General features: G+C 60.3%; 1 pseudogene. It reads left to right on the top strand.

What is annotated here, in order from left to right:
• Nucleotides 1-198, top strand: a pseudogene (gene eno / locus AAEZ09_RS29240) (phosphopyruvate hydratase); the annotation flags it as partial.
• Between the last annotated feature and the right edge of the window lie 36 nt (nucleotides 199-234).

The following is a 234-nucleotide window of genomic DNA, read 5'->3' as shown; positions in this document are numbered from 1 at the left end:
ATCTCGCACCGTTCGGGCGAAACGGAAGATTCGACGATCGCGGACATCGCGGTCGGCCTGAACGCCGGTCAGATCAAGACGGGTTCGCTGTCGCGCAGCGACCGTATCTCGAAGTACAACCAGCTGCTGCGCATCGAGGAAGATCTCGGCGACATCGCGAGCTACCCGGGCAAATCGGCTTTCTATAACCTGCGCTAACGCGCTACTATCGGGTTCGTCATCTCGACGCCGCTC

It is taken from the genome of Pseudomonas sp. 65/3-MNA-CIBAN-0223 (assembly GCF_040310425.1).
Taxonomy (GTDB): domain Bacteria; phylum Pseudomonadota; class Gammaproteobacteria; order Pseudomonadales; family Pseudomonadaceae; genus Aquipseudomonas; species Aquipseudomonas gregormendelii.
Note: the sequence above shows the minus strand (reverse complement) of the source record. Positions and strands in the feature narration are given on the sequence as shown.